This window comes from Clostridium sp. NkU-1 (genome assembly GCA_001312405.1).
In genome coordinates this window covers 160,460-184,537 of sequence record BBDR01000001.1, presented here as the reverse complement: position 1 = coordinate 184,537, position 24,078 = coordinate 160,460, and the positions used below count along the sequence as shown (strand labels likewise).

Here is a 24,078-nt window from a genome sequence, read left to right as displayed (position 1 = left end):
TTCCGCACTGCTCATTGCTTACGTGGAGAAACGTACTTTCACAGAATTGGCGTGGGCGGTCAAATGCTCTGACTCGGCAAAAGCTTCAATGTCCTTGTGGATCTCTTCCAAAGCTTCCTTTGAGTAATAAATAATGCTTGATTTCTTTATAAAATCATCTACACTGAGGGCTGAGAAAAATTTAGCCGTACCATTGGTAGGCAGCACATGGTTTGGTCCGGCAAAATAATCTCCCAAAGGCTCTGAGCTGTATTCCCCGATGAAGATTGCGCCTGCATTCTGAATCCTGGTCATATCTTCAAACGGATTCCTGGTGATGATCTCCAAATGCTCCGGAGCGATCTCATTGACAGTCTGAATGGCTTCCTTCATGGTATCTGCCACAAGAATATAGCCGTAATTATCCAGGGATTTCTCAATGATCTCCCTGCGCGGCAGTTCTCTTGTAAAGATTTCGATTTCCTCTGATACCCGCTCAGCAAGCTCCATGCTGGTGGTTACTAAAATAGCGGAAGCAAGTTCATCGTGTTCTGCCTGGGACAGCAAATCCGCCGCCACAAAACGGGGATTGGCACTCTCATCTGCAAGCACCAGGATCTCGCTTGGCCCTGCAATGCTGTCAATGCTCACATGCCCGTAAACCGCTTTTTTTTGCCAAAGCCACAAAAATATTCCCAGGCCCTACAATCTTATTGACCTTAGGGATGGATTCCGTTCCAAAGGCAAGGGCCGCCACAGCCTGGGCTCCGCCCACCTTATAAACCTCCGTAACTCCCGCCAGATGAGCTGCCGTTAATGTAACAGGATTGATCTTTCCATCCTTTCCCGGCGGAGTCACCATGGCAATGCGTTTCACTCCTGCTACTTCTGCCGGAATGATATTCATCAGGACCGAAGACGGATAAGCAGCCTTTCCGCCTGGAACATAAACGCCTACGCTTTCTAAGGGTGTGACCTTCTGGCCCAGGATGGTGCCATCCGGTTTACTGTCAAACCAGCTGTACTGCCTCTGTTTTTCGTGAAACTGCCGGATATTTTTCATGGATTTTTGAAGGATCTCCATAAGCCCGGGATCCACTTCCTTCATGGCTTCCTCAATTTCCTGCTCTGTTACCTTAAGGTTTTCTTTGTTTATTTCCGCCTTATCAAATTCTCCTGTATAAGCAAATACCGCCTTATCTCCCTCCCTTTTTACCGTTTCCACGATTTCCTGAACCGTATCGGCATATGCGCCGTAATTATTAGGATCTCTTTTTAATAAATCAGCAAGAATATTTTGTCTGGAAGTTTCGTTAAGTTTTACAATTCTCATCGGTTTTCCTCCTGCAGCAGGGTACGCAGATCATGGATCAGCTTTGTGATCCTGTCGTTTTCCCGTTTCATACTTACCTGGTTGACAACCATGCGGGCAGACAATGGGCAGATTTCCTCCAATACCGTAAGTCCGTTTTCCTTAAGGGTGGTTCCCGTTTCCACGATGTCCACGATGACCTCAGAAAGCCCTACAATAGGCGCCAGCTCAATGGAGCCGTTAAGCTTTATGATCTCAACTGTCTGATGCTTTTTATTGTAAAAATAGTCCTTGGCAATAGCCGGATATTTGGTGGCAACACGGATCCTTTCATGATGCTTTAAAAGTTCCCCTGCCGATGGAGGGCCGCAGACGCACATTCTGCAATTTCCTATCCCCAGGTTCATGACCTCATAAAGCTTTCTTCCTTCTTCCAGGATGGTATCTTTTCCCACCACACCAAGATCAGCCGCCCCATATTCTACATATGTAGGCACATCACTGGCCTTTGCAAGAAAGAACCGCACGCCCAGCTCCTCGTTGGTGAAGATCAGCTTCCGGGAATCCTTGTCCTTCATCTCTTCGCAGGTAATCCCGATTTTTTTCGAACATTTCAAGTGATTGTTTCGCAAGCCGCCCCTTTGCCAGGGCAAAAGTCAGATATCTCATATGCTCCCCCATTTATCTCAAATATTCCGACAACGGTATCTCATCTGTGCGGTCCAGAATAAGGTTCATGACCTTTACGGAAAAACCGCTGTGATCCAGATACAGCAGATTATTTAAATCCCTGCGCCGTGCGTATGCCTGATAGTCTTCAATGGAACGGGCCGGATCTTTCAGCTGGAGCTGGACCGCCATGCCGGAACCTCTGAAATGGCCGGAAAGGCGGATGGCATTTTCCCTGGCTTCCTTCTCATAAAGGATCATGGTATTCACCAGATCAACCTTCATCTCGATCTTCTGCCTGGAAAGGGCCAGTAAAAGCTCATCAACCGATATTCCGAATCCCACAGCAGGAGCAGCCTTTCCAAACTGTTCCAAGAGCTTATTATATCTGCCGCCATTGACCACATAATCTCCGGTTCCATAAGTGTAGGCCTTAAAAATAATTCCGGTATAATATTGGTACTGGCTCAGCATGCCAAGATCATAGGAAACATAATCAGAAAGCCCGTAATATTCAAGAATCCGGTGTACCTCCTCCAAACGCTCAATCGCCTTCAGCGCTCTAGGATTGGAAGTCAGTTCCCGAGCCGCCTGGATCTGATCCAGGGAGCCAAACAGCTCCGGAAGCTTTAAAAACACCTGCTTTAACTCCTCTGAAATGGGCTGGGCCATTACCAGTTCTTCTACGCCAAAATAATTTTTATTTTCAATAAGCTCCCTTAGGCTCTCTTCCATTTCCTCGTCCATGCCGGCCTCTTCTATGAGCCCTTTAAAAAAATCCATTTCACCTAATTCCACCTGAAATTCCGTAAGCCCTGCTGCCTTCAAGGCCCCTATCACCATGGAAAGGATCTCTGCATCTGCATCCGCAGAATCATCACCAATAAACTCCACTCCGGTCTGGCTGGCTTCCTTTAGCCTGCTGATAGCTGGAGTTATTGATAAAGGTTCTTTCCATATAGCAAAGACGGATGGGCATATCCTCGTCCAGAAAATATTTTGCCGCACATCTGGCTATGGCAGGCGTCTCATCCGGACGGAGCACTAAGGTGTGGTTATCCCTGTCAAAAAACTTAAACATCTCCTTTGCCTTGACACTTCCCCGGGATTCGTTGAAAATATCAAAAAATTCAAAGGTTGGAGTTTCAATGTCCTGATATCCGCACAGATGGAAAACCTTTAACATCTTTTCCTGTACAGCAGCCTTTCTCGTACACTCCGCTCCATAAATATCCCGGACTCCATCCGGCGTATGTAACAGTTTATTTGCCATAATAACCTCCGTCTTCTGCTTTGCTCTTCCATGATAAGCCGCCATAAATGCAGTGAAGAAAATTATTTTCACGGTTTATCATTTTATATCGCTTTCTTATGGTAAAGTGATAATTCGATAACGTGTAGTCAATTATAGGGGAAAAAGTGGTTCTTGTCAATCTCTTCTATCCAAATCTTTTTGAATCAGTTCCAGGTAGTGAACGAAAATATCCCGGCACCTCCGGATCTGCCAGGTTTTATCCACCTCATCGTAGGTAAAGCTTTTCCGCCCCCCATCCTCCATCCGCTTCCAGAACAATTTCAGCCGGTCAAATGGAAGATAATAAATCTCATCCTTCTGAGTATAGGATAAAATGATAAAAGCAATACCTCCCTGGCTTTCAAACTCTTCCATAAAAGCGACTTGGTGAGGATGGATGTTCTGAAGGGGAAACGTGGAGGCCGAACATTCCTTTGCATCAAAGCATACCGGAATCCCCTGTACGGCCCCAATATAATCCACCGTGCTCTTCTGGTCAAAATAGGCAAGAGTGATGTGGCGGCTTTCCTTATCAATGGAAATGGGAGTGATCGGCGTCGGTATCTTCTGAATCAGGGCCAATCCTTTTTCCCGGTAGCTTTCATTGCTGCGGTTAATCAGGTCTTCAAGGGCAGAGCCTCTTAACCCTCTGGTATTCCAGGTTCCCATCTCTGCTCCTATCTCCAGTCCCTGCATATTTTTGAAAAGGTCTTTGGCAGAGGCGCATAAAAGGTGCGGCCTGATAAATAGGCAAGAGGCTCCGGCAGCTCAGGGAATGTTACCTGATAAGAATGGAGAAGCTGGGAATTGATATGGTAAAGTCTTTTTGCTTCCTCATTGACCCTGGTGTCCCCATATTTATAATCTCCTACGATAGGATGCCCGATGGAAGATAAATGAGCTCGGATCTGATGGGTGCGTCCTGTGATCAGAGTTACCTTAAGGAGGTATAACCTTCATGCCACTTAACCGGCTCATATTCCGTCACAATAGGAGCGCTTCCCGGGACCTCCTGCTTATGGACCGTCACCTGATTAGATGCTTCCGACTTTGTCAAATAGCCGGTGATCACCTGTCTGTCTGTAATCTTGCCCTTTACCACACACTGGTAATACTTATGAATGCTCCTGTCCTTAAAGGAGGCAGACATAAGCTGAAGACCTGCTAAAGACTTACCTCCTACCACTAAACCACTGGTATTCCGGTCCAGACGGTTGCACACGGAAGGCCGGAAACTCCTTAACTGGTCTGTGGATAACTGTCCGCTTGATACCAGATAATCGATCATGTATTCCACCAGGGATTCATCCGATTCCCTGGCTTTCTGGGAGAGCATGCCTGCCAGCTTGTTTACCAAAAGGATGTGCTCATCCTCATATATAATGTTTAAAGAGACTTTCTTTACCTCCTGAAGCTTGACCTGGGAAAATTTCCCAATGGTTTCATCAGAAAGAAAAAGCTTGACTTCGTCTCCTTCTACAAGCTTTTCCGAACCTTCGCACTTTTTTTCCGTTTAAAGTAATGTTTTTCTTTCTCATCATCTTGTAAAGAAAGCTTTTTTCTGCCAGATTCAAATATTTGGAAAGCAGTTTATCCAAACGCTGCCCTGCTTCATTTTTCGATACAATCAAAGACTGCATGTTCTGTCCTTTCAATATTATTGCCGCGAATTTTGGCATAGAGGGATACCCCAAGGGTATTTCTATAACTATTGCCATGAGCTTTGGCATAAAGGTATTTCTGTCCTGCCGATTACATGGACAGGCTTTTTAACAGCATAATTCCACGCTCCACGCTGCCGTCATCCCTGCACTCTGCTTCCGGTCTCAAGCCAGAAAGGCTGTTTAAAAATTCCTCTTCATCCAGAATGAGCCTTACATCCATCTTTAGCTGATGGCTGAGGAACATGTCCTTTAAAAAAACATTCCGCCTTTCCAGTATCCAGCCTTTTGGCGGTACAGTAAGCATAGACGCCGGTGGGATGGACCGCAGCCGCATCCACCGGTATGATCGCTTCCCTTGAGGTGATAATCAGGTCGTAAAGCATTCTGCTTTTTCCTTCATGGGATGAAACTTTTTTTATAAAGTTCCTCTGGCAGCGTTTTGTACTTCCATGAGGCCAGAAGGGGCGAAGCCCAATTGGCCACCGGAAGTACGGAAAGAATGGCTGTGACTGTCAGGATGTTTTTCCAGGATGAACTGTCTGCCATAGCCCGGGCCAATAGCTGTATGAGTATCAGGGCCGCCCCGGAAAGGACCTTCCCAAGTTCTGTTCTTCTGTGATAATTACGGTAACCGTACTGTCCCTTCCTGTATCGTTTCACTTTTGTAATCCTCTTCCTTTGCCTGCTGTTGTCAAGCGGATATTCATAATCCGCGACCTTTTTGATTCGGTTAAATGGCCTTCATTAACCCCTTCATAAGACGAAAGATTGCGGTGTGGGGCACTGTTTTGCATAAAAGCCGGAAGGCTTCATGGTGGTTCCGTATACGGAAACCGGACGCCCCATCATGCTGTCCCGCAAAGCCAGACGCACCACCTTTTTAGGATTGGCCATCACCACCCGCTTATAAAGAGGAATCTTTCCTGTAGTTTCCGCAATATCGAAAAATTCGGTTCTCACAGGTCCCGGGCATACTGCCGTCACATAGATTCCCTTTTCCTTCAGTTCTTCATTCAGCGCCCTGCTATAGCTTAACACAAAGGATTTTGTAGCCGCATAAATGGCAAAACCAGGCTGGGGCAAAAAGGACGCTGCAGAGGAAAACTGTATGATCCGGCTGTTTAATGACATATAGGGAAGAACCATATGGGTCACAGCGCAGAGGGCTTTGCAGTTTAATTCCACCATGCCCATTTCATCCCCTATGTTTATGGTCCCTACATCGCCGATTTTCCCATAACCTGCCGCGTTGATTAACCACTTTACATCCGGCTTTTCCTTTGCCAGGATATCCTGTAAGCTCATCAGCCTGCTGTCATCCGTTAAGTCAATGGCAAAGGACCGGACCTTAACCGGGACAAGAGGGGACAACTCCTCCAGCCGCTCCTCTCTCCTGCAATGGCCCATATTTCTCCAATTCCATTAAAACGGTCAGCAATCTGCATGATAAATTCTCTTCCCATGCCGGAAGACGCGCCTGTTACAATGGCAATCTTCATAATTGATTCCTTCTTTTCTTTTATTTTGGATTTATTTTTTTCCTGCTTTTTTTATGGACGTTCCTTATGGTCTTTTTCTTGTGTTCCCGGCGGTCTTTTGTCTCTGAAGCCAGCCTTCTATTCCCGCTGCCAGGATTTTTCCCTGTTTTATTGTCTGAGAAACCTCCCGGAGCACCTGTTCTTGGACGGATCAGGCATTTTTTTTGTCATATCCGATCAAATCGGTACGGCCTGCCAGCCTTAATGCTTCGGAAACCAATTCATAGTTCTTCGGATTCCGGTACTGGATCAGCGCCCTTTGCATGGCCTTTTCGTGAGGATTGACCGGCACATACACCTTTTCCATGGTACGTGGATCATATCCTGTATAATACATACAGGTGGATATGGTGGAGGGAGTTGGATAAAAGTCCTGGACCTGCTCCGGCATATATCCTAGATCCCGTAAATATTCCGCAAGCTCTATGGCTTCCGAAAGCCCTGAGCCTGGATGAGAGGACATTAAATAAGGCACCAGATACTGTTTCATTCCAAGCCGCCCATTCATTTCGTTATATTCCTTCACAAACTGGCGGTATACCTGATTCCGGGGTTTTCCCATCTTTGAAAGCACCTTATCTGAAACATGCTCCGGAGCCACTTTTAACTGTCCGCTGACATGGTACTGGCAAAGCTCTTTGATAAACTTTTTGCCAGGGTCCGCCAGCACATAGTCGAACCGGATGCCGGACCGGATGAATACCTTTTTCACCTTTGGCAGGCTTCTTAATTTTCTCAGTAATTCAATATAGTCCGTATGGTCTGCTTTTAAATTCCTGCAAGGCTCCGGGAACAGGCACTGCCGGTTGGGACAGGCTCCCTTTGTCATCTGTTTCTCACAGGCCGGTGACCTGAAATCCGCCGTAGGCCCGCCTACGTCATGGATATATCCTTTAAAGTCCGGCTCTTCTGTCAAAAGCTTTGCCTCCTCCAGAAGGGAGTTATGGCTTCTGGCCTGTATGATCCTGCCCTGATGGAACGTAAGGGCGCAGAAGCTGCAGGCGCCAAAACAGCCCCGGTTGCTGATCAGGCTGAACTTTATTTCCCGAATGGCCGGAACTCCCCCAAGATCCTCATAGGAAGGATGATAATTCCTCAGATAAGGCAGAGCATACACCTCATCCATCTCCTCCATGGAAAGAGGCTTGGCCGGAGGATTCTGAACCACAAACAGATTGTCCTTATATGGCTCTACCAGACGTTTTCCGGTAAATGGGTCCGTATTATTATACTGAATATAATAGCTTTTTGCATAATCCATTTTATCAGCCTTCATCTTATCGTAAGAAGGGAGGATCTGAGCATCATATACGGATTCCAGGCTGTCCGTCTTATAGACCGTTCCATCGATAAAGGTGATATCCTTGATATCGATCCCGCTGTTTAATGCGTCCGCAATTTCTACAATGGATTTTTCTCCCATCCCATAAGAGATTAAATCTGCCTGGGAATCAATCAGGATGGAATGCTTTAACCGGTCCGACCAGTAATCGTAATGGGCAAGACGCCTTAAGCTTGCTTCAATGCCGCCGATGATAACAGGAGCTTTCTTATATACGGACCGGATCAGGTTGCAGTAAACCGTAACTGCATAATCAGGACGCTTTCCCATGACTCCTCCCGGTGTATAGGCGTCCTGCTGCCTGCGTTTTTTTCGAAACAGAATAATGATTTACCATGGAATCCATGTTGCCGCCTGAAACCAGGAAGCCAAGGCGGGGCTCCCCTAGAACCTGAATGCTTGCCCGATCCTTCCAGTCCGGCTGGGATATGATTCCCACCTTATAGCCATGAGCTTCCAAAAGGCGGCTGATGATGGCATGGCCAAAGGATGGATGGTCTACATAGGCATCTCCGGTGACATAGATAAAGTCACATTGCTTCCACCCTCTGATGTTCATATCAGACCGGCTCATGGGAAGATAATCGTGCATCATGATTTTTCGACCTTTCTTTTCAGTATCTGGTGATAGTCGTATATAAAGTAGTCAGCTAACTGCCGCTTTTCCTCTTCCATCTCTCTGGAAAATTCATCGTCAATGGCGCAGACCGTCATTCCCGCCCGCTTTCCTGCCAGAATTCCGGCAGGGACATCCTCAAAGACCAGGCAATTGGCCGGAGATACGGAAAGTTCTCCGGCAACCTTCAAATAAATATCCGGGGCGGGCTTTCCATAAGTCACTTCACAGGAGGTAGCCACTACCTGAAAATATTGCCCGATATTTAAGGAATCAATCACCGCATCCACCATCTGTCTTCCATTGCTGGTGGCGATTCCTGCCTTTAATCCCATTTGGGTGATGTATTTAAGAAAATCGCCTGCTCCCGGCTTTAACAAAACCTCATTCCTGTATTTTTCAATGGACATTCCCGTCCACACGTCTTTAATCTCCTCAAGGGATTCCTTTAGCTTGAAACGCTCTTTAAAATAAAAAGCAGTTTCCGAAAAGCTCATCCCTTCAATCTCCTTTTGCAGATCTTCCGGACATGCAAGCCCTCTGCTGCCAAGAAATTCTATATCAATGGATTTCCACATCCACATGGAATCAACCAGTGTTCCATCCAGATCAAAAATCACTGCTTTCTTTTGCTCTAACATTCTCTGCTTTTGTCTTCCTTTCCTTATTCTTGCCCATGCATTTTGGGCATAAAGGTATACCCGAAGGGTGTTTCCTTATTCTTTTAATTCCCGGATCTCTTCCTCTGAAAGCGGGCGGTATTCCCCTGGAATTAACGCCTCATCTAAGATCAGGCTTCCCATAGACATCCTCTTTAAGTATATCACACGGCACCCAAGAGTTTCAAACATCCGCTTTACCTGATGAAATTTTCCTTCCCGGATGGTCAGGTGAATTTCAGAAGGCTCTCCTTCCTTTCCCTGCTTTAACACTTCTAAATGGGCCGGCAGCGTAGGAGTTCCATCGGAGAGCACAAGTCCTTCCTCCATGCGTTCCTTTGCATCAGGCGGAAGTTGCCCCTCTACCCTGGCAAAATAAACCTTATCTACATGCTTTTTAGGAGACAGAAGCTGATGAGCCAAGTCTCCATCATTGGTGATAAGAAGAAGCCCCTCCGTATCAATATCCAGCCGTCCCACCGGGAAAAGGTCCTCCCTTTTCCGTGACTTAATAAGGCTCACCACGGTTTCGTACCTGGAATCTTCCGTGGCAGATACCACGCCCTGAGGCTTGTTTAACATATAGTATTCAAACCGGACATAGGAAACCGGACGTCCATCAACAGATACCTGATGCTGTTTTGGATCAATTTTGCGCTCCGCCCTTTTCTCCGGTATGCCGTCTACCAGAATCCTGCCTTTTCTGGCCATTTCTTTGATCTGGCTTCGCGTCCCTTCTCCCATCTCTGTTAAATATTTATCAAGTCTTAGTTCCTTCATTATTGCCACCGCCATCCCGGATAGTATTTGTTTTTCAATGTCCCTCCGCCTCCTTTGGCAAAGCCAGAGGAAAGCCTTCCACACAGACCAGGCACCAGCCTTTTATAGGTTCCTCCCCATCTTTTAAGGAAATGGTTTCCCCTTTTAAATAGCGGATCACCCTCTCATCCTGCTTTTCCCAGGAAATAGCCTGTTTGAACTCTTCCGGCTTTAAGACCATGGCAAATGCCTGTCCCGGCTCAAAACGGCCCTTCTTCATCTCTCCCAGGAAAAGTCCGGTCCTCAAGTAGCGCAGTCCATTTTTATTGTCCGGGAAATGTTCCGGCAAATAGTAAACCATATCATTCTTTATCCGGATACGGGAACGCTCCAGGGGCTTTGATACCATGGAAAGGAAATCAGAAAGTTCATCAGGCAGAGGAGGCTGTTTGCTGCCAGCCTTCCCGCAAGTTTCATATCTTTCCGGGCAGCCTTTCTTTTTCAGCATTGCCATAAAATGCCCTTCTCCCCTGATCTTATGGGGAAAAAGACGGAGACAGCCGGTAAGACCGATGCCGCCGTCAGCCCCTTCAAAAAGAGGAAGCTGAATCAACTCCATTTCCTCATGGCATTCCAGGGTCTTGCTGATGATATCTTCATTTTCACAGACAGAAAACGTACAGGTGGAGTATAAAAGAAGCCCGCCGGGAGCAAGCATGTCTACCGCCTGATCCATAATTTCCCTTTGGATCGCGGCATAATACTCCGGTCCGTGTTCCTCATAGCTTTTTACCATATCTGCATCCTTGCGGAACATCCCTTCTCCCGAGCAGGGAGCGTCTACCAGTATTTTATCAAAAAATTCGCCAAAGGCTTCCTTTAATTTCTTTGGTTCCTCGCTGGTGACACAAATATTTTCAATTCCCCACAATTCCAGATTTTTAAGTAAGGCCTTTGCCCTGGAATTGCTGATATCATTGGACACCAAAAGGCCTTTGCCTTTCAGTTTTGCCCCCAGCTCCGTACTTTTCCCTCCAGGCGCTGCACACAGATCAAGGACCTTGTCTCCCGGCACCACGGGAAGCAGGCTTGCCGGCGTCATGGCACTGGGTTCCTGGAGATAGTAAAGCCCGGCGTAATAATAAGGATCTTTGGCCGGACGTTCTTCTCCCTCATAGTAAAAACCGTTATGGATCCATGGAACGGGTTCAAGCTTAAGGGTTGTCATTTTAGTAAATTGTTCCGGGGTTATTTTAAGAGTATTGACTCGCAGCCCATAGAGCCGTTCCTCATCAAAGCTTCTTAAATATGCTTCATACTCCTCTTCCCCTAATAAATTTTTCATTCTGTTTAAAAATTCTTCCGAAATCTTTCGTTCTTTCACGTTGTCGCTCCTATATGTTAAGGAAGTTCCTTTTACTTTCAGCCCATCAAACAGCTGATTTACTGAATTCAGGCTGCACAGCCTTTCCTTCATTAAGTAAATTATGCCTATGTAAGCATCTTAATATAGCTTATGGAAATTTGCAAGGCAAGTTTTTAGCCCGTCCATCCGATTATCGGAAGCGCTTTTTGCTTCCGGTAACATACTAATACGAATATTTTAACCGGTATTTCTCCAGATATTTTAAGATCCAGTATGGATTGACGCTCATCTCCTCATTATGGTCGGTCCGCAAATAAATTCCCAAATGCAAATGGACCGGAAAATTGCCGGTAGTCCCCTCTACCTGGCTGTAGCCGGTGTCACCCATAAACCCCAAAAGCTCTCCTGCCCTTACTTCGTCCCCTTCCTTCCACTGCCTGCTGTAGCCGTAAAGATGGGCATAATAAAGATAGGCTCCTTTTGGAGTCCGTATCCCGATCCGCCAGCCACCCTTTTCCAGCCACCCCACTTTTTCCACCACTCCGTCGCTTATGCTCACCACCGGATAATGCCCTCTGGGCTGTTCCGTTCCCATGATGTCGCAGCCTTCATGTCCACGTTCTCCCCCATAAGTCCTTGTATCCATCCAGCCGTTTTGATAGCTTATATCCGGGGAACCGGATTGGACGGTTTGGGGGATCGGAAAATACTTTAAATCAGTTAAAATGGTCTCATAGGCCTGGCGAAGCTTTCTATACTCTGCCGGCTTTACCTTTAAAAGTCTGTCCGTATGGGTAGCAGGATCAGTGACCCCTGTCAGATCATATTGATGCTCCACCATTAAGGAAGTCAAAGTATCGTAATCCAGTAAATCCCATTCCACCACCATTTTCCCAAGCTTTAAGCTTCTGAAATCATCGCTTTCCCAGGTGTAAGCGTCAAGCTGGTAAAAGGTGGGATTATTATACAGGTAATCGATCATGGTTACCTGGAAAACGGAAAGGATCAGGATGAAAAGAAGAATCACCATCATATCAGTCATGCCATTTCATATAATTATATAAAACAATCTATTCAGGTGTACATGAAAAAATCCTTTTTCCGTCTGCTTTCCGTTGCCGCCTTGGTTCTGCTGCTTTTATTTCCGGCCATTGCCTTTGAAGGAGCAAGAAACGGACTTGTTTTATGGGGTTCTGTGGTCGTGCCCACTCTTTTGCCCTTTATGATATGCTCTAATGTCATTGTGGCCTTAAATGCAATCCGCATCCTCATTTTCCCTGTCAAAAGGATCCTTCACCGGTTCTTTTGTCTTTCGGATGCAGGAAGCTATACCCTTATTTCCGGTCTTCTCTGCGGTTATCCAATGGGAGCAAGGACCTGCAGTGATTTCATGGATAATAAACGAATCTCGGAAAAAGAAGGAAAATATCTTTTAGCCATATGCAATCATCCCAGCCCCATGTTTTTGTTAGGCTATGCCGCCGGAGGGCTTCCTCCATCAGTACCGGCCTGGCTCCTTCTTGCCTGTGTCTACCTGCCCATATTTCCTATTTCCATAGCAGCCCGGAGCTGTTATGGCATAAACGGGCCTGCCCAATCCCTTCCCATAACCAGAGAATCCGTGAAGTCCTTTGATGACAGCCTGATGGATTCCTGCGAAGTCATGGTGAAAATCGGGGGATATATCATGCTTTTTTCCATCCTGGCCCTTTACATAACTACGATTCCCATAGACCTTCCCCAGTATAAAGCCATTATCCTGGGATTTGTTGAAATCACCACAGGGATCAAGGCCGTTTCCCATGCCTTTTCAGGGATGTCCGGCGGCCTATGGATCGGGGCTGTAACCGCATTCGGAGGATTATCCGGTATCTTCCAGACAAAGAGTGTTATAAAAAATGCCGGATTATCCATCCGGCACTATGTAGCTTGGAAAGTACTTCACAGCTTCCTTACCATCATATTTTTTATTCTGTTGTCCCGTCTTCTTCTGCTCCTGCCATGGGCGTGACTGCTCCTGTCAGCTCCTGGCGGTTAGAGGAAACAATATCATAGCTTGACTGCATGGAAGTCATAAAGGCATCAAAACGGCCTTGTGCCCCTTCCATGGAATGACTGATTATGGTCTGAAGACTCTTTAACATGTCATCCGTATACTGAACAGAGCTTTGTCTGATGCCATTGGCGTCAGATACCGCCTGTTCCACGATCTGCTGGGCCTGGCTATTGGCCTGTTCAATGATATCATTGGCCTGGGTGTATGCTTTCTGCATGATCTCATGCTCATTGACCAGCTCATTTGTCTGAGCATTGGCCTGGGCCAAAATTGAATCCGCCTGCTGGCGGGCTTCATTCATAATGGCGTCCCGGTTACTGATGATCTTCTGATACTGCTTGATTTCATCCGGAATGCGCAGACGGAGTTCTACCAGAAGCTCTTCAAGTTCATCCCTGTTGACCACGATCTTGCTGTTTGAGAGCGGCTGGTACTTGCAGCTGTCAATATATTCTTCAATTTCACCGATTAACTGTTCAATTCTGCTCATCATAATACGAACACTCCTTACTTTTATTTCATTCTATCTTCCATCTTCTTCATTACACGCTCTGCAACGCATGCAGGTACAAACGTGTTTATCTCCCCGCCATAGGCGGCAATCTCCTTCACAATGCTGGAACTCAAGTAAGAATATTTTAAATTCGTCGTCAAAAACACAGTATCAATCTCCGGAGCTATAACCCGGTTTGTCTGTGCGATCTGCAATTCATATTCAAAATCCGTTACAGCCCGAAGCCCGCGAATAACTGCATCCGCCTGATTAGCTCGTACAAAATCAACTAATAGCCCTCCAAAGGATTTCACCTCCACATTGGGAATATCTTTGGTAAGGCTCTTTAACATATTAACACGTTCTTCTACAGAAAACAACGGCGTTTTTGAATTATTATTTAAAACTCCTATGATCAGATGATCCGACATCCTGGCGGAACGTTTAATAATATCCAAATGGCCAAAGGTCACCGGATCAAAGCTTCCCGGATACACTGCTTTTCTCATATGATTTCTTCCTTTTCCTTAATTTTGTCCATGCTTTTTGGAAAAATTCCTATAGCTCTTTCTTTGCAGTAAACAAATGTTTATTCGTCTTATAATCCTTTTCCCTTATAATCCGGTATCCCAGATTGTCCAGATAATCAAAGGAGGTTTCCAAAGAGGCTTCCACAATAATGGCCGTATCTTCATCAATCAGGCTGGAACCGGACAGATATTCCAGGACCTTTTTTTCCCAATCATTATTATAGGGAGGTCCATAAATACAAAATCAAACACATACCCTTTCCCTTCCAGTCTTCTAAGTCCTGTCATGACGTCGCAGTTCATCACAACAGCGCCGTCTTCCAGTCTTGTGGTCTTTAAATTCTCACGGATGCATTCTGCTGCTCCCTGGCTCTGTTCCACCATAACCGCCAGCTTGGCTCCCCGGCTAAGTGCCTCTATTCCAATGGCCCCGCTTCCGGAGAATAAATCCAGAAAACAGCAGTCAGGCATGTCCCCATGAATCATATTAAAAAGTGTTTCTTTAATTCTATCTGTGGTAGGCCGTGTATCCTGCCCCTCTATGGTCTTTAAAACAAGCCTTCTGGCTTTCCCCGCAATTACTCTCATAACAATTCCTCACTTTATTTTTCCAAACCATTATAGTATGAATTCGGAAGATATACAACTGATTCCTCAAAAAAATAGGAGCCGCAGCTCCTATAACTGATTATCAGTTACGAAACTGCAGCTCCCGGTTTCCCTTCCATTATCCTTTTTTTACTTGGCATAATGTTTATACAAAGGGTGTTTCTTTGTTTTTTTACAGATTATTTACCTGCCATCTGTCTTTCCTGGGCTTCGATCATCTTCTTAACCATATAACCGCCTACGGAACCATTCTGAGCGGAAGTTAAGTTTCCGTTATAACCATTGGTTAACGGAACACCAATCTCATTGGCAACTTCCATTTTAAAACGATTCATTGCTTCCTTTGCTTCTGGTACATTTGTAGTATTAGAGCTACCTGACATAATGATATGCCTCCTTTTCATCTATTCACCATGTTTTGTTTTTTTTAATAATTCATGGTGTGTTTTGTGCTACACTCCTATTATGGCTGGAATAGAATGAAATACACTAGAAGGTTTTTCGTAAAATGTTAATTTTTAGGAAAAAAATCGAGCCTTCATAAACATTCTCATGCAGATACATTTTTAGTCCTCTTGACCAGTCTCCAATATCTTCTCAATATTCGTTTTCACCAACTGGAAGGCAACCTCATTCATGCCGCTGTTTATGATAACATCCGCCATGGGCTTCGTAGGTTCTACATACAAATAATGCATCGGCTTAACCGTAGTTAAGTACTGTTCTACAACACCTTCGATATCCCGGCCTCTTTCCTTAACATCCCGGATCACACGGCGAAGAATCCGTTCATCGGCATCAGCTTCCACAAAGATTTTTATATCAAACATGCTCCTTAAGCGCTCATCTGCAAAAACCAGGATCCCCTCGACTAAAATAACCTTTTTAGGCTCTACCTTCACCACATTCTGAGAACGGTTGTGCATGGAATAATCATAAACAGGGCAATCAACAGCTTCTCCTGCCCGCAGCTTACGAAGCTGTTCCAGCAAAAGCTCTGTTTCAAAAGCTTCGGGATGGTCATAATTCATCTTCTTTCTCTCTTCAAAAGAAATTCCATCCTGCTTTTTATAATAATTATCATGATAGATAACCGCAATATCGTCACAAAATGCAGCCTTTAACCGGTTGGTAAAGGTCGACTTCCCTGAACCAGTTCCTCCGGCAATTCCAATTAATACACACTTCATCTTCCGTGCTCCTCCATTTATTTGCCATATAAGCCGCAAATCTTCATAAATAATCCAAGGGTCCAACCTCTTAAAAAAAGAATTGAACCTTTGATCGTTTACTCAAATACAGCTTCTTCCTCATATACAACAGTTTTTGGCTTTACTGCATTATAATAATTAGCAAAAGTAACCTTCATATAGGGATAAACATAAATATAAGCCAGGCCACAAGTGACAAGGCCCAAAAGCTGCCATAAAATAAAGGACAGCTCCAGAACAAAATATTCCCACTTATGCCCTACCATCATTTCCTTACTTTCACGGATGCACTGCATGATACCTTTACTGGGATCCTCAACCATAATAAAAATGGCCTGTGAATAGCGGTAAGCAGCTATGATTCCCGGAATGATAAGAAGTAATGCCCACAAGAAAGTAAGCAGGGACACCATAAAAAAGCAATCCCAGGGCTTTAAAAAAAATACCTTATGGAGCTGAATAAATCTCCGTATGACATAGTATTATCCCTGTTAGCAACCTTTAAACAGTAAGACTGATATCCGAACTGGATAATCGTACTGATAAGAATATAAATAATTAGAAAAACAATGCTGCTGGCCGCAAACGCTCCTACCTGGCCTATTTCCCCATAAGAGCCGGCGTTTTCTATCATCTCCTGCCATACATTCAGAAATCCCTGCACAACAGATAATACAACCGTAATGACACCAAAAATTATTGTGACCATATAAGGGCTTACAAGCGCCTCCCTCATGGCATCTTTTGCATCCATTTTTAAAGCTTTTCTACTCATTACATTCCTCCTGCTTCCTTATTCTGATAAATTTACGTAAATAAGTTTATCATTTGCCGTCGATTATTGCAAATATTTTCTGCAAAAAAACATAAGATCAGATGATTTTAACTATAAATTAAGCTTATCATAGCTTTTCTCAAGGTACTCCTTTAACTTGCCCCTAAGCTCCTGGTGTTCCTCTTTTTCCAGCTCCGGGTCCTCCTCAAAAAGCCGTTTTACTTCATCTGATACGATCTTTAACAGATTGGCATCCGTAAAAATATCCCCAAGCTTAAATTCCAGATCCCCGCTCTGCCTGATACCGAAAACATCACCGGGTCCCCGAAGCTTCAAGTCCTCTGAGGCAATAAAAAAGCCGTCATTGGACTGATTTAAAATATCCAGACGCTCTTTTGTCCCCTCCTGGTCCGAGGCTCCTACCATAATACAGTAAGACTGGTATTTTCCCCGCCCTACACGCCCTCTCAGCTGGTGAAGCTGAGCCAGGCCAAAGCGCTCTGCATTTTCGATCATCATAACCGTTGCATTGGGAACGTTTACTCCTACCTCGATTACAGTGGTGGATACCAGAACCTTGATTTCCCCACAGGCAAATCTCTCCATGATCCCGTTTTTTTTCTTTTGGCTTCATTTTCCCGTGAAGATATTCCACAGAAATCCCCGGAAGCGCTTCCCTTAAGGTCTTCGTATAATCCACTACATTTTCTGCATCAATCATCTCGCTGGCTTCCACCATGGGGCAGATCACATAGGCCTGACGTCCGCCTGCGATCTCTTTCCGGATAAACTCATAGGCTTTCCCCCGGTAGCCGGTATCCACAACACAGTTTTTAATGGGCAGACGGTTAGCAGGAAGCTCGTCAATGACAGAAATGTCCAAATCCCCATAAATGATAATAGCCAGGGTCCGCGGAATGGGCGTGGCGCTCATTACCAGAACATGAGGCTCCTCACCCTTTTTCCCCAGCATTTCCCGTTGGCTGACCCCGAACCGGTGCTGTTCATCGGTAATTACCAGCGCCAGATTGTCGTATACCACCTTCTCCTGAATAAGGGCATGGGTTCCGATAATGATATCCGCCTCATGGGAAGCAATCTTTTCGTAGGCAATCCTTTTTTCCTTTGCCGTCATGGAGCCCGTAACAAGTATGGGTTTTTTGTCGATCTGATGCATGGCAAACAGCTCTGTCATGGACTCAAAATGCTGCTTTGCCAGTACCTCCGTAGGCGCCATTAAGGCTCCCTGATATCCGTTATAAGCTGCCTGAAGAAGGGCGAGTATGGCGATGATCGTCTTGCCGGAGCCTACGTCTCCCTGAATAAGGCGGTTCATGACATGCCCTCCTGACAGATCGCCGTATACCTCATTTAAAACCTTTTCCTGGGCACTAGTAAGGGAATAGGGAAGGCTTTTCTTTAAAGACTCCACCTGGGGGGAGAGATTTAAAATATAAGCGCTTTTTTTATCCTCTCTTTTGTCTCTTAAACGCCGGACCGCCATGAGAAAAAGAAAAAAACTCATCAAACACCAGCCTTTTTCTGGCAAATAGCAGTTCGTTCCGGTCCGTCGGAAAATGAATATGTTCAACAGCAAAATTATATTCCGCCAATTCGTGTTTTTTGCGCAGATCAAAAGGCATATAATCCCGCACCATGCCCCGAAGCTTAAGGCCTGCCTTTGGGCTCTGACAATGGTTTTATTGCTCAGTCCCTTGGTCTGGCCGTAAACAGGCTGCATGGAATGAATCACCTGTTCATAGGCCTCTGCCGTAAACACCTCAGGCTGTTCCATGGTCAGACGTCCCTTTTTATTTACCACCCTGCCACGGAAAACAGCCCTCATTCCCGCTTTTAAAGTGGAGTGAAGGTAGGGCATGTTGTACCAGGTAAGCAAAAGGGTTCCCGTCACATCTTTTAAAGTCGTTGTGATGACCTGGATGTGGCTGTACCGTTTTACATCCGGAGTCTTGTAAAGCATTCCGGCTACGCTCATCACCTGATCCGGCTTAAGATCCCCAATGGGACAAGGCTCCTCATAGGTATCATAAGCTCTCGGATAATATTCCAGAAGATCCCCAACGGTTATCACTCCCACCTTTTGAAACAATTTTCCTGTTTTTTTTCTCCGATTCCCTTTAAGGAATCAATTGGCTCCCGGTTCAAAGACAGGTTCCCCTCCTCTCTTTTTCCTGCACAGCAAAACCGGGCAGACAGGCCTCGTCTGCCCGGTATAATAAATGCCGCTGGCTTTTTTTATTCTACAGATATAAGATAATAATAAATCGGCTGTCCGCCTGCATGAAGCTCTACCTCGCAGTGTGAAAACAGCTCTTCCGCTTTTTCCTTAAGCTCTTTTGCATCCTCTTCCCTGACATCCTTGCCGTAATAAACGGTCACTAATTCAGATTCTTCTTCCACCATGGATTTAAGGGCTTCCAGCACCGTGGATTCAATTTCTTTTCCAACCGCCAGAATTCCATTATCCCCCAACGCCATGATATCCCCTTCCCGGATCTCAATGTCATCGATCATGGTATTCCGGACCGCATAGGTAACTTGTCCGGTTTTTACACGGGACATCTCTTCTGTCATGATCTTTTCATTATCCTCCGGTGATAAATCCGGAGCAAAATTAATGATGGCAGTGATTCCCTGAGGTATGGTTTTTGAAGGGATCACAATGACCTTCTTATCCTCTACCAGGCTTTTTGCCTGCTCGGCCGCCAAAATGATGTTTTTATTGTTCGGGAGGATGTAAATGGTGTCGGCATTAACCCGTTCAATGGCGTTCAGCATATCCTCTGTGCTGGGATTCATGGTCTGCCCGCCCTGGATCAGATAGTCTGCACCGATCCCCCGGAATATTTCATCAAGACCTTCTCCGGCAGAAACGGAAATAAAGCCGTAGGGCTTTCTCTGCTCCGCCTTTTTCTCGCTCTCAGCCTTCTGCTGGGCAGCCAGCTTTTCTGATTCTTTAATCAGTTTTTCCTGGTGCTCTTCCCTCATATTATCGATCTTCATGCGGGATAAAGAGCCAAAAGTAAGGGCCTTCTGGATTGCAAGTCCCGGATCATTGGTATGGACATGGACCTTTACCACGTCATCGTCGGAAACAACTACGATGGAATCACCGATGGATTCCAGATATTCCTTAAATTCATGCTCCTTTTTATCATCATAGTGATTTTCCAGGTTAATGATGAATTCGGTACAGTAACCGAACCGGATATCAATGTCAGCAGACTGTGCCCCATGGGCTGCAGCTGAAGCAACCGGCTGCTTTACAACCTCTACAGATAAGTCCACCTCTTTGCCCATCAGGCAGTCAAAGGCGCCCTTCATTACCTGCATAAGCCCCTGACCACCGGAATCCACTACTCCGGCCTGTTTTAAAACCGGAAGCATCTCCGGCGTCTGGCTCAATACGTAATCACCGTGATCGATCACCTTCTGGCCGAACTCAAGAATATCCTCTGTTTCGGTAACCAGCTCCGCAGCCTTCTCTGCCATTCCTCTGGCTACAGTAAGAATGGTTCCCTCTTTAGGCTTCATTACCGCTTTATAAGCAGTTTCGGTTGCCCTTACAAAGGAATTGGCTAAAACGGTGGCAGTCACCTGATTGGCGGCAGCGATCTCTTTTGTGAAACCCCGGAACAGCTGGGACAGGATCACACCGGAATTTCCTCTCGCTCCTCTTAAAGAACCGGAGGAAATCGCTTTTGCTAACGATTCCATGGTAGGATTCTCAATGGCAGCAACTTCTTTTGCCGCCGCCATGATGGTCATGGTCATGTTGGTTCCGGTATCTCCATCCGGCACTGGAAACACATTCAGTTCGTTAATCCATTCTTTCTTCGCTTCCAGTCCTTTTGCTCCTGCCAGAAATGCCTTCTGCAGCATTTTGGCGTCTATAAACTTCATACCCACGGGTAGTTTCCTCCTTAATCAATCACTCTTACGCCTTCGACAAAGATGTTTATCTTATCTACTGTCATACCTGTGAATTCTTCTACTTTGTATTTTACATTTTCAATCAAGTTATCCGCCACCGCAGAAATGCTGACCCCATAGGCTACAATTACATGGAAATCGATGGTGATATGGTTGTCCTGGATGTTCACATTAATTCCGTGAGTCAGGCCTTCCCGTTTTAAAAGCTTAACAAGTCCGTCTTTCATACTGACAGCCGCCATGCCAACGATACCAAAGCATTCCACTGCAGTCGTTCCGGCATACATAGCGATAACATCAGGGCTTACCTGGATCTCGCCCAGTCTATTGTTAATATAACCCTTCATAGTCTTTACCTCCGTTCTTTCTGTCTGATTTGATTATACATGATTTTTCCAAAAAAAGAAACAAATTTTTAATTTTCACTTGCAAATCCATGTGTTTTCTGTTATCATACATTTGTTGTGGATTTTTCAACCATAAAAAGTCCAAGTCGCTTTTAAGGAGGTGCAATCATGGCTAAATGTGCAATTTGTGAAAAAGCTGCTCACTTTGGCAACGCAGTGAGCCATTCCCATAGAAGATCCAATAAGATGTGGAAAGCAAATGTAAAGTCCGTTAAAGTAAAAGTTAATGGCGGCGCTAATAAGAAGATGTACGTATGTACTTCCTGCTTAAGATCCGGATTAGTTGAAAGAGCTTAATCGAAGGAAACTCCTGGCTGGCATCAGTCAGGAGTATTTTTTTGTCATTTTATCATGAGCCTGCCCTCTTAAAAGGCTGGCCTCATTTATTTTAACAGCATTGCTTGCTCAGCAGCAGAACAGGTTATATCCCAGAACCAGACATCCAATGATAAACAGGATCGTTACGATAGTCGCCGGGATAAAAAGCAGGATTGCCATGCCTGCTCCAAAGCAGAACAGCATAAGTCCGCATACTCTTCTCATATCATCCCTCAATCCATTCAGGCTATATGACATCCTATGCGGCTTATCCCTTTCTTATTCTTCCGCTTTTTTCTTATCTTCTGCAGCGGCCATCTCCTCCGCCACCTTTAAGGCTTCCGGGGAAACCTCTTTTGTACCGCCGGCAAATTTATTGACAAAATCCGGAACCATATCCAGAATTTTCGTTACAGCATCCTGCTGCTTGATATTTACCAGCTTTGTTACTCCATTCTGGATGATGAGCACCGCACTGGGACTCATCTTTGCATGCATGCCTCCTGCCCCGTTATGCTTTGCATCTCCTGCAAAAGATCCGGCAGCCATGCCGCAGGTCACATCCACCAAAGGCAGGATGATCGTATCATCTACCTTTACCGCATCTCCTACCACAGTTTTTGTTGCCACAAAAGAATCCATTCCCTTAAACAGCGACTCTACTGTAGATGTAAAATTATTCTCTGCCACGTTAAGCAATTCCTCCTTTATGAAGCCATCCCTTTAATAAACGCCTGAAATTCTGATTAAGCAGCATACGCGATCCAATGAAAAGAACCGTCCCCGTGCGGATCCTACCCCGAAACCTTCCTTCAGCCGTAAACTTCCGGTCAAAAACAGGATACAGGTTTAAATGCTTATGACAGAGCGGATAAATAACGCTTGCATAGGTGAGCACTTGTCCGGTCAGATACGGATCTTCAAAGCCAAAGGTTATGTTTCCCTTTCCCCGGCGGGGAAGGATATGACGGATCAGTTTTTTCCCCTGCCTAAAAAGCAGCTTTACGGTTTTCTGGTTCTCCTTATTGGAAATCCAGGCATGAATCTCATCTTTTTTGTCTTTTATTGTTCTCAGTGTATCACAGATCCGCAGGAAAAAAAACTTAAGTTTTGTAAAAGCCATAAGAACCTTTTTCCTGGCCCTTTCATACAGCTTCATAATCCCGAATCTTTTTTTTCTTTTTTTGGTTCTTCCTTTGGAAGCGGAAAATTCCTTGATTCCTCCTTTGGAGGCGGCAGGGTCCTGGGTTTTTCCTGAATCCTGTCATGGATTTCATCTTTCACTTCCAGCGTTTCTTTTATGGGTTCCGGTTCCATGACTTCCATGGCCTGAACCATGATCTCCTCCGCTTCCTTAAGCTCTGAGTCCATCTTCTTTGGCTTTCCAATGCGAAAGCCAAAGAACCGGACCCTCACGATTAAGTCCTCCTCGTACTGGGCCGACACGGAAAGGATATGTAGAAGCCAGGTAATCCTGGCTTTTCCCTTCACCTTTCCATCATAGGATCCTTCTGCCTGGTACCGGACCGGGACCAGAAGGACCAGCAGAACCACAGTGAGGATAAGTCCTAAAACAATAAGCACCAGCAACCCTAAGATTTTAAGTATAAACAAAATTATATGAAGCATGAACACCTCACACCTTACCGGCTTCTTTCCCTGTTTTCGCCCATGCGTTTTGGGCATACAGGTATCCCTGTCCCTCTATAAAAGCAGGCAGATCAAAGCTCCTGTTTTCCGGTACATATCACTAATGATATTCCCTGCCACCTCTAATGCTTCCCAATATCCGGACGCAATGCCTAAAATGAGAAATTCCTCCTCCCGGTAAAGGGGCCATAAAAGCGTCATTGCCGGATAGATATCAAGTATATTATTCCCATTTATGGCAGGCGTAATCACATAAATCCCTGACCCAGGTTTTGACCTGCGGATTCCCTGAATGATCCGGTAACGTTTCTTCTTCGCTTTCTCGCCTACGTACAAACGGTCAAACCAGCTTATTTTCATCATCCATCAGCTCTTCCAATAATTCCTTGCAAGTTTCCTTTTCCGCTTCATCCAGGCAGCTTTTTAAACTTCCTTCGATATATGCCTGTATTTCCTCAATCGAATTAAAATAGACAGGAAGGTCTGATAAAACCTTAGCCATGATGCCCGGGCCACAGGCCTGGAAACACCGGAAAATACCTCCAAAAGCTCCTCAAAGTATTCCTTTACCGTTTTCTCCAGGTAAGGACGGTCAACAACAGCCGTTTCTTCCGCCTCGCCTGCCTCTTTCTCCTTATTCCGTCCTTTTAATTCCACAAAAGAGCTTCCGGATAAAAGCCTGTCTACATTTACAGCTTTCACGTAATCCGGATCTTTATTCCATTCATCGCTCTCTTCCGGAAGTTCAGTCCTTAAATAACGCTCATAATAAGCTTCCTGCCTGCCTTCCAGCCGGGTGAGCCCGTCAAAAAAATTCTTCTTTTGCAGGAGAATAATCTTCTTTTTCAAACTTATCCAGTATCTCTCCCACCATGGA

The 24,078-nt window shown here is 45.4% G+C and carries 27 protein-coding genes and 6 pseudogenes; 2 read left to right on the top strand and 31 right to left on the bottom strand.

Going from position 1 to position 24,078, the window contains the following annotated elements; all coding sequences use genetic code 11:
• Positions 1-18: 18 nt before the first annotated feature.
• The 15 genes and pseudogenes from hisD to JCM10519_RS00850 form a co-directional block, all read right to left on the bottom strand.
• Positions 19-1,312: pseudogene (hisD, locus tag JCM10519_RS00905) on the bottom strand (histidinol dehydrogenase).
• Positions 1,309-1,960: pseudogene (gene hisG, locus JCM10519_RS00900) on the bottom strand (ATP phosphoribosyltransferase). The pseudogenes hisD and hisG overlap by 4 nt, the downstream one beginning before the upstream one ends.
• A gap of 12 nt (positions 1,961-1,972) precedes the next feature.
• Complete coding sequence (locus tag JCM10519_RS00895; protein WP_347842712.1) at positions 1,973-2,854, bottom strand: ATP phosphoribosyltransferase regulatory subunit; 882 nt, start codon at positions 2,852-2,854, stop codon at positions 1,973-1,975.
• On the bottom strand, positions 2,838-3,233 hold the full coding sequence (locus tag JCM10519_RS24880; RefSeq protein WP_347842711.1) for an ATP phosphoribosyltransferase regulatory subunit: 396 nt from the start codon (positions 3,231-3,233) through the stop codon (positions 2,838-2,840). The genes JCM10519_RS00895 and JCM10519_RS24880 overlap by 17 nt, the downstream gene beginning before the upstream one ends.
• Positions 3,234-3,389: 156 nt before the next feature.
• Positions 3,390-3,923, bottom strand: coding sequence for a Holliday junction resolvase RecU (locus JCM10519_RS00890; RefSeq protein WP_054737690.1), 534 nt, complete (start codon positions 3,921-3,923; stop codon positions 3,390-3,392).
• Between the two features lie 8 nt (positions 3,924-3,931).
• A pseudogene (locus JCM10519_RS00885) lies at positions 3,932-4,894 on the bottom strand (RluA family pseudouridine synthase).
• Between the two features lie 112 nt (positions 4,895-5,006).
• On the bottom strand, positions 5,007-5,222 hold the full coding sequence (locus JCM10519_RS24875) for a hypothetical protein (protein ID WP_347842710.1): 216 nt from the start codon (positions 5,220-5,222) through the stop codon (positions 5,007-5,009).
• A gap of 92 nt (positions 5,223-5,314) precedes the next feature.
• The gene (locus tag JCM10519_RS24870) at positions 5,315-5,578 is read right to left on the bottom strand and encodes a hypothetical protein (protein WP_347842709.1); all 264 of its coding nucleotides are present in this window, start codon (positions 5,576-5,578) and stop codon (positions 5,315-5,317) included.
• A gap of 93 nt (positions 5,579-5,671) precedes the next feature.
• Complete coding sequence (locus tag JCM10519_RS00875) at positions 5,672-6,289, bottom strand: SDR family NAD(P)-dependent oxidoreductase (protein WP_347842708.1); 618 nt, start codon at positions 6,287-6,289, stop codon at positions 5,672-5,674.
• Positions 6,241-6,417 (bottom strand): hypothetical protein, encoded by a 177-nt coding sequence (locus tag JCM10519_RS24865; protein ID WP_347842707.1) that lies wholly within the window; start codon positions 6,415-6,417, stop codon positions 6,241-6,243. The genes JCM10519_RS00875 and JCM10519_RS24865 overlap by 49 nt, the downstream gene beginning before the upstream one ends.
• Positions 6,418-6,437: 20 nt before the next feature.
• Positions 6,438-8,393, bottom strand: a pseudogene (locus JCM10519_RS00870) (YgiQ family radical SAM protein).
• Positions 8,390-9,055, bottom strand: a complete 666-nt coding sequence (locus JCM10519_RS00865) for an HAD-IA family hydrolase (RefSeq protein ID WP_054737689.1) — start codon at positions 9,053-9,055, stop codon at positions 8,390-8,392. Before JCM10519_RS00865 ends, JCM10519_RS00870 begins: the two are co-directional and overlap by 4 nt.
• 75 nt (positions 9,056-9,130) lie before the next feature.
• Positions 9,131-9,853: a pseudouridine synthase gene (locus JCM10519_RS00860; protein ID WP_347842706.1), complete on the bottom strand. Its 723-nt coding sequence runs from the start codon at positions 9,851-9,853 to the stop codon at positions 9,131-9,133.
• 34 nt (positions 9,854-9,887) lie between these two features.
• On the bottom strand, positions 9,888-11,216 hold the full coding sequence (locus tag JCM10519_RS00855) for an RsmB/NOP family class I SAM-dependent RNA methyltransferase (RefSeq protein ID WP_347842705.1): 1,329 nt from the start codon (positions 11,214-11,216) through the stop codon (positions 9,888-9,890).
• Positions 11,217-11,421: 205 nt separating this feature from the next.
• Positions 11,422-12,231: a peptidoglycan DD-metalloendopeptidase family protein gene (locus JCM10519_RS00850; protein WP_054737687.1), complete on the bottom strand. Its 810-nt coding sequence runs from the start codon at positions 12,229-12,231 to the stop codon at positions 11,422-11,424.
• Positions 12,232-12,282: 51 nt separating this feature from the next.
• Between JCM10519_RS00850 and JCM10519_RS00845 the strand changes: the two genes are divergently transcribed.
• On the top strand, positions 12,283-13,209 hold the full coding sequence (locus tag JCM10519_RS00845) for a hypothetical protein (protein ID WP_054737686.1): 927 nt from the start codon (positions 12,283-12,285) through the stop codon (positions 13,207-13,209).
• Here JCM10519_RS00845 and JCM10519_RS00840 read toward each other — a convergent pair.
• The 10 genes and pseudogenes from JCM10519_RS00840 to JCM10519_RS00800 form a co-directional block, all read right to left on the bottom strand.
• Entirely contained in the window at positions 13,166-13,744 is a 579-nt protein-coding gene (locus tag JCM10519_RS00840) for a vacuolar family H+-ATPase subunit H (protein ID WP_347842911.1), read from the bottom strand. The genes JCM10519_RS00845 and JCM10519_RS00840 overlap by 44 nt on opposite strands.
• A gap of 23 nt (positions 13,745-13,767) precedes the next feature.
• Positions 13,768-14,256, bottom strand: a complete 489-nt coding sequence (coaD, locus tag JCM10519_RS00835; protein ID WP_054737684.1) for a pantetheine-phosphate adenylyltransferase — start codon at positions 14,254-14,256, stop codon at positions 13,768-13,770.
• Between the two features lie 49 nt (positions 14,257-14,305).
• Positions 14,306-14,865: pseudogene (rsmD, locus tag JCM10519_RS00830) on the bottom strand (16S rRNA (guanine(966)-N(2))-methyltransferase RsmD).
• A gap of 200 nt (positions 14,866-15,065) precedes the next feature.
• Positions 15,066-15,269, bottom strand: a complete 204-nt coding sequence (locus JCM10519_RS00825; protein WP_054737683.1) for a small, acid-soluble spore protein, alpha/beta type — start codon at positions 15,267-15,269, stop codon at positions 15,066-15,068.
• 183 nt (positions 15,270-15,452) lie between these two features.
• A complete protein-coding gene (udk, locus tag JCM10519_RS00820) occupies positions 15,453-16,076 on the bottom strand; it encodes a uridine kinase (protein WP_054737682.1) in 624 nt (207 codons plus the stop codon).
• A 98-nt stretch (positions 16,077-16,174) separates the two neighbouring features.
• On the bottom strand, positions 16,175-16,510 hold the full coding sequence (locus JCM10519_RS24860) for a DUF975 family protein (RefSeq protein WP_347842704.1): 336 nt from the start codon (positions 16,508-16,510) through the stop codon (positions 16,175-16,177).
• A 20-nt stretch (positions 16,511-16,530) separates the two neighbouring features.
• Complete coding sequence (locus JCM10519_RS24855; protein WP_347842703.1) at positions 16,531-16,872, bottom strand: hypothetical protein; 342 nt, start codon at positions 16,870-16,872, stop codon at positions 16,531-16,533.
• 111 nt (positions 16,873-16,983) lie between these two features.
• A pseudogene (gene recG / locus JCM10519_RS00810) lies at positions 16,984-19,038 on the bottom strand (ATP-dependent DNA helicase RecG).
• A 90-nt stretch (positions 19,039-19,128) separates the two neighbouring features.
• Positions 19,129-20,802, bottom strand: coding sequence for a DAK2 domain-containing protein (locus JCM10519_RS00805; RefSeq protein ID WP_054737681.1), 1,674 nt, complete (start codon positions 20,800-20,802; stop codon positions 19,129-19,131).
• Between the two features lie 14 nt (positions 20,803-20,816).
• Positions 20,817-21,173 carry an Asp23/Gls24 family envelope stress response protein gene (locus JCM10519_RS00800; protein WP_054737680.1) on the bottom strand — a complete coding sequence of 119 codons (357 nt, stop codon included), beginning with the start codon at positions 21,171-21,173 and terminating at the stop codon, positions 20,817-20,819.
• A gap of 168 nt (positions 21,174-21,341) precedes the next feature.
• On the opposite strand from JCM10519_RS00800, the gene rpmB reads away from it, so the two are divergent.
• Positions 21,342-21,530, top strand: coding sequence for a 50S ribosomal protein L28 (gene rpmB, locus JCM10519_RS00790; protein WP_025233002.1), 189 nt, complete (start codon positions 21,342-21,344; stop codon positions 21,528-21,530).
• Between the two features lie 108 nt (positions 21,531-21,638).
• Here rpmB and JCM10519_RS24850 read toward each other — a convergent pair whose 3' ends face one another.
• From JCM10519_RS24850 to JCM10519_RS24845, 6 genes are all read right to left on the bottom strand, one after another.
• A complete protein-coding gene (locus JCM10519_RS24850; protein WP_013272624.1) occupies positions 21,639-21,776 on the bottom strand; it encodes a hypothetical protein in 138 nt (45 codons plus the stop codon).
• A 54-nt stretch (positions 21,777-21,830) separates the two neighbouring features.
• Positions 21,831-22,241 carry a spore germination protein GerW family protein gene (locus JCM10519_RS00785; protein WP_054737678.1) on the bottom strand — a complete coding sequence of 137 codons (411 nt, stop codon included), beginning with the start codon at positions 22,239-22,241 and terminating at the stop codon, positions 21,831-21,833.
• Position 22,242: 1 nt separating this feature from the next.
• A complete protein-coding gene (locus JCM10519_RS00780; protein ID WP_347842702.1) occupies positions 22,243-22,674 on the bottom strand; it encodes a DUF2953 domain-containing protein in 432 nt (143 codons plus the stop codon).
• A 32-nt stretch (positions 22,675-22,706) separates the two neighbouring features.
• Entirely contained in the window at positions 22,707-23,180 is a 474-nt protein-coding gene (locus JCM10519_RS00775; RefSeq protein ID WP_347842701.1) for a hypothetical protein, read from the bottom strand.
• 75 nt (positions 23,181-23,255) lie between these two features.
• Positions 23,256-23,564, bottom strand: coding sequence for a hypothetical protein (locus JCM10519_RS00770; RefSeq protein ID WP_347842700.1), 309 nt, complete (start codon positions 23,562-23,564; stop codon positions 23,256-23,258).
• A gap of 60 nt (positions 23,565-23,624) precedes the next feature.
• Entirely contained in the window at positions 23,625-24,050 is a 426-nt protein-coding gene (locus JCM10519_RS24845; RefSeq protein WP_347842699.1) for a hypothetical protein, read from the bottom strand.
• Positions 24,051-24,078 lie beyond the last annotated feature (28 nt).